The organism is Synechococcus sp. R8-2 (assembly GCF_047461715.1).
Taxonomy (GTDB): Bacteria; Cyanobacteriota; Cyanobacteriia; order Thermostichales; family Thermostichaceae; genus Thermostichus.
In genome coordinates, this window is the sequence record NZ_JANSHQ010000092.1 from 1 (window position 1) to 3596 (window position 3596).

The window sequence follows — 3596 nt, forward strand, 5'->3', positions numbered from 1 at the left end:
GGCCTCCGGCCCGCTCACGCGATTAGCTCGTCAGAGCCTCTAACTGAGTGCAAACTCTCACAGTAGCCTCCTTTCTTCCGCAGGTGGCCAAATGATGCAAGAGCCAGCACACTCTTTAGAAGCCCTGGGATCCCTGTTGCGGCAAACACGGGAGGCACGGGGACTGACGTTGACAGAAGTAGCTAACGATACCTTCATTCGCTGCCAATATCTGCAGGCGCTGGAGGAAGCTGACTTGAGCCGGTTACCGGAGCCGGTGTATGTGCAAGGGTTTCTCAAGCGCTATGCCGACTATTTGGGGTTGGATGGCGAAACCCTCTCTCGGCGTGCCTCTCCGCTTTTATCGGCCAAAACCCCCCGCGCGCCAGCTCCTCTTGCCGTTGTCGGCCAGCAACCTGCCTTTGCCCTGCGTCCTCTCCACCTTTGGGCCGCTTATGTGGTGCTGATTGTGCTGACGGTGGGGGGATTGTCGGCTCTTTTGGAAGGCACAGGCAATCCCTTTGGGCGTTGGCTGGTGAGCCTGTCAACGGTCAGTCGGGAGGGATCCGGCCAGCAACCGCCTGCTGCCAACTCCCCGGATCCCACTCTGTCGGCAGCTCAGCCCACGGCCCGCCAACTGTTTCCCACCCTCGACCAATGGACGCGCATTCAGGGCGTCTTCCCCGAGGTCTTGGAAGCTCACTCAGGGGGGGCGGGGCGCAAGCCGGTGCGTCTGGATATTCGCGTTGTGGAGCGCCCTTCCTGGTTGCGGGTCATCGCCGATGGGCAAACGGTTTTTGAGGCCACCTTACAGCCAGGGGCCGAGTTGAATTGGGAAGCGGAGCAGTCAATCGTGTTGCGTACCGGCAATGCGGGCGGTGTGTTGGTGACCTTTAACGACCGGGAGCTTGGAGTGATGGGCCGATTTGGGGAAGTGAAAGAGCTGATGTTCGAGCCGGGGTTGGATATTCAGTCGCTGCAGTAGGAACCCAGCCAAATGATCATCCCGTTGCGCTTGGCGTTATCGGCGGCAGAGTAGGAGCAATCTCCCACCCTTGGGAGCCAAGCTGCTGCAGCAGGTGCCGGACTTTGTCTATGTCTTTATCGCCGGGGTGGCGTTCCACACCACTGGAGAGGTCGATGCCGCTTGGCTGCAGGTGGCTGAGTGCCTGCAGAACATTGTCCGGGTTCAGACCACCGGCCAGTAGCCAAGGCAAGGGCAGGGAGCGGTGGGCAAGTTCTGGCCAATTCAGGGTTCGCCCCGTTCCCCCCGCCTGTTGGGGGTGATAGGCATCCAAAAGCAGCACCTCCACACAGTCTCGGTAGAGATGGGCTACTTCCAGATCCGCCGGCTGGCGAATGCGCAGGGCTTTGATGCGGCGGATCCCGGGAAGCCATTTCCCCAATTGCTGACAATCCTGCGGGGATTCTTGGCCATGCAACTGGACAGCCGTGAGGCCCACCGTTTCCACCCAGGCGGCGATGGCGCGGGGATCCTGATCCAGAAAGACCCCTACTTTTTCCACGTGGTCGGGCAGGGATCCCACCCAACGGGCCATTTCCGAGAGGGGCAAATAGCGGGGGGTATTGGGCACCGCGATGAACCCAAGGGCACTCACCCCCAGCGCGGCGATGGCCTCCGCCTGATCCTGACGGGTGATGCCGCAGATTTTGACAAACAACCGGCCCATTGGGAGCACCACCAAAACAATTGGCTGCTGGTTCTTGGATGGTTCTGAGAGCGCTGATACATCTACTTTTGTTCAGGGCGCATTTGCAGAGGATCCGGCTGTTCCGGGTGAAGCTTGTTGATCCGGCGCACCATTTGCCATAGCCGTCCAAAGTTGCGCTGGTTGAAGTGCATCACCAGCCGTGGCAGATGGGCAATATCTTCCTCGGCTTCCTCCGGCAAGGCCCCAGTTTGCTCGATCCGGCCCGAATCGAGAATATCGGCAAACTCTTCGTTTAAGATGTCTAGGGCTTCCGGTGAGAGTCTGGTGTTCAAGCGCAAAACCAGGAGCTCCCGCACGTAGCGATTGCTGTGAAAGACGCGATAAAAATCGACAATCTGCTGGCAGGCATCTTCCACGTCGTCGGTTAGGGTGTAGAGGAAGAGATCTTCTGGGCTGATCAAGCCGCGACCAAGCAGGTGCTCCCGCACGTATTCGTCCCATTCTTTCCAGTAGCAGCCACCTGTTCTGTCTACCAGCACCAAGGGCATGAGCTTGGTTTTGCCGGTTTGCATCAGGGTTAGGCATTCAAAGGCTTCATCCTGAGTGCCGAAACCGCCGGGAAAAAGCACCAGCGCGTCGGTTTCTTTAACAAAAAAGAGCTTGCGCGAAAAGAAATACTTGAAGTTGATGACCCGATCGCTGGCAGCAATAACGGGATTGGCCATTTGCTCAAAGGGAAGCTGGATATTGAGCCCAAAAGAGTTTTCCAGCCCTGCCCCTCGGTTGCCGGCTTCCATAATGCCGCCGCCGCCCCCCGTCATGACCATGAATCCCCGTTGACTGATGCAGTAGGCGAACAACTGGGCCTGGCGATATTCGGGACTTTCTGGCCCCAGTCGTGCCGACCCGAAAACGGTGATCTTGCGTTGGTGGGCATAGTTTTGGAAGGCGGCAAACCCCTGCTCCAGATCCTCAAGAGTGGCCGCCAAGATCTTGGCATCCAAACGGCTCAGCTCTAGGGATCCCATGCGCTGCAGCGACTGCACAATACGCAGCCAGGCCGTCCGGTTGGGATGATACTCCAACTGCTTTAGGCGGGTCTCAGCGTTGGAAAAAACTTCTTGCAGAAGGGAAGAAACGGAATCGGTCAAGCTGGGATCCTAAAGTTCTCTGGAATTACTTTAATCAGTTCTCGGCACAAAACGGCAGCCGGGTTCTAATCCAGAACCCAAAAGTTACATTCTGAAACACCCAAGGCATAGCCCTCAGGCTTCGGCAGGTGTGTCGAAGTGCTTTTCCAAAATCGTGGTCAGAGTTGCCTTGGGTACGGCGCCAACCACCACATCCACTTTCTGGCCGCCCTTGAACAACATCAGGGTGGGAATGCTGCGAATACCGTACTGGCTGGCAGTTTGAGGGTTCTCGTCGGTGTTGATTTTTACAACCTTAACTTTGCCAACATACTGCTCAGCTATCTCCTGAACCACAGGAGCCACCATCCGACAGGGGCCACACCAAGGTGCCCAAAAATCAACCAGAACTGGAATATCGCTGCGCAGCACCTCTGCCTCAAAGGTGGCATCAGCGATATCTATTGCTGCAGACATGCCTGGATAACTCCTGAAACAACACCTGTCACGGTCTCTGATCTTAGCACAGCCCCCAGGCTGCTGGTGACCTCAGCCTGTTCCATTGCTACTACACGGAGCGTTCGCCAAAGGAACTGTCCCTTGGGATCCCGGCCTGAGACCTTCGCTCAGCCAACCGCAGCGCTAGGCAGTTTGGGGACGGCACCGAAAGCATCTGAGCCGTGCTGAAGCAGGCTTCTACGGCATCCATCAAAAGATTTGTCTTGGCAAGGTTCCCGGGATAGTTGAGTGCGTCATGACCAGGCTGCTCCTATCCTATATGATCACTTTGATTCAAACTAGGACACTGCACCCA

Annotated in this window: 4 protein-coding genes and 1 pseudogene; 2 read left to right on the forward strand and 3 right to left on the reverse strand. The window is 57.1% G+C overall.

Annotated elements, in window-relative coordinates:
- Positions 1-94: 94 nt before the first annotated feature.
- Both NW819_RS02575 and NW819_RS02580 read left to right on the forward strand, forming a co-directional pair.
- A pseudogene (locus NW819_RS02575) lies at positions 95-304 on the forward strand (helix-turn-helix domain-containing protein); the annotation flags it as partial.
- The gene (locus NW819_RS02580; RefSeq protein ID WP_414328967.1) at positions 302-964 is read left to right on the forward strand and encodes a DUF4115 domain-containing protein; all 663 of its coding nucleotides are present in this window, start codon (positions 302-304) and stop codon (positions 962-964) included. The pseudogene NW819_RS02575 and the gene NW819_RS02580, both read left to right, overlap by 3 nt.
- Before the next feature lie 16 nt (positions 965-980).
- Here NW819_RS02580 and NW819_RS02585 read toward each other — a convergent pair whose 3' ends face one another.
- The 3 genes from NW819_RS02585 to trxA all read right to left on the reverse strand — a co-directional run bounded on the left by NW819_RS02585 (position 981) and on the right by trxA (position 3259).
- Entirely contained in the window at positions 981-1670 is a 690-nt protein-coding gene (locus NW819_RS02585) for a phosphoribosylanthranilate isomerase (RefSeq protein WP_414412796.1), read from the reverse strand.
- A gap of 62 nt (positions 1671-1732) precedes the next feature.
- Positions 1733-2803, reverse strand: a complete 1071-nt coding sequence (locus NW819_RS02590; RefSeq protein ID WP_414341868.1) for an LOG family protein — start codon at positions 2801-2803, stop codon at positions 1733-1735.
- A 114-nt stretch (positions 2804-2917) separates the two neighbouring features.
- The gene (trxA, locus tag NW819_RS02595; protein WP_011431863.1) at positions 2918-3259 is read right to left on the reverse strand and encodes a thioredoxin; all 342 of its coding nucleotides are present in this window, start codon (positions 3257-3259) and stop codon (positions 2918-2920) included.
- Positions 3260-3596 lie beyond the last annotated feature (337 nt).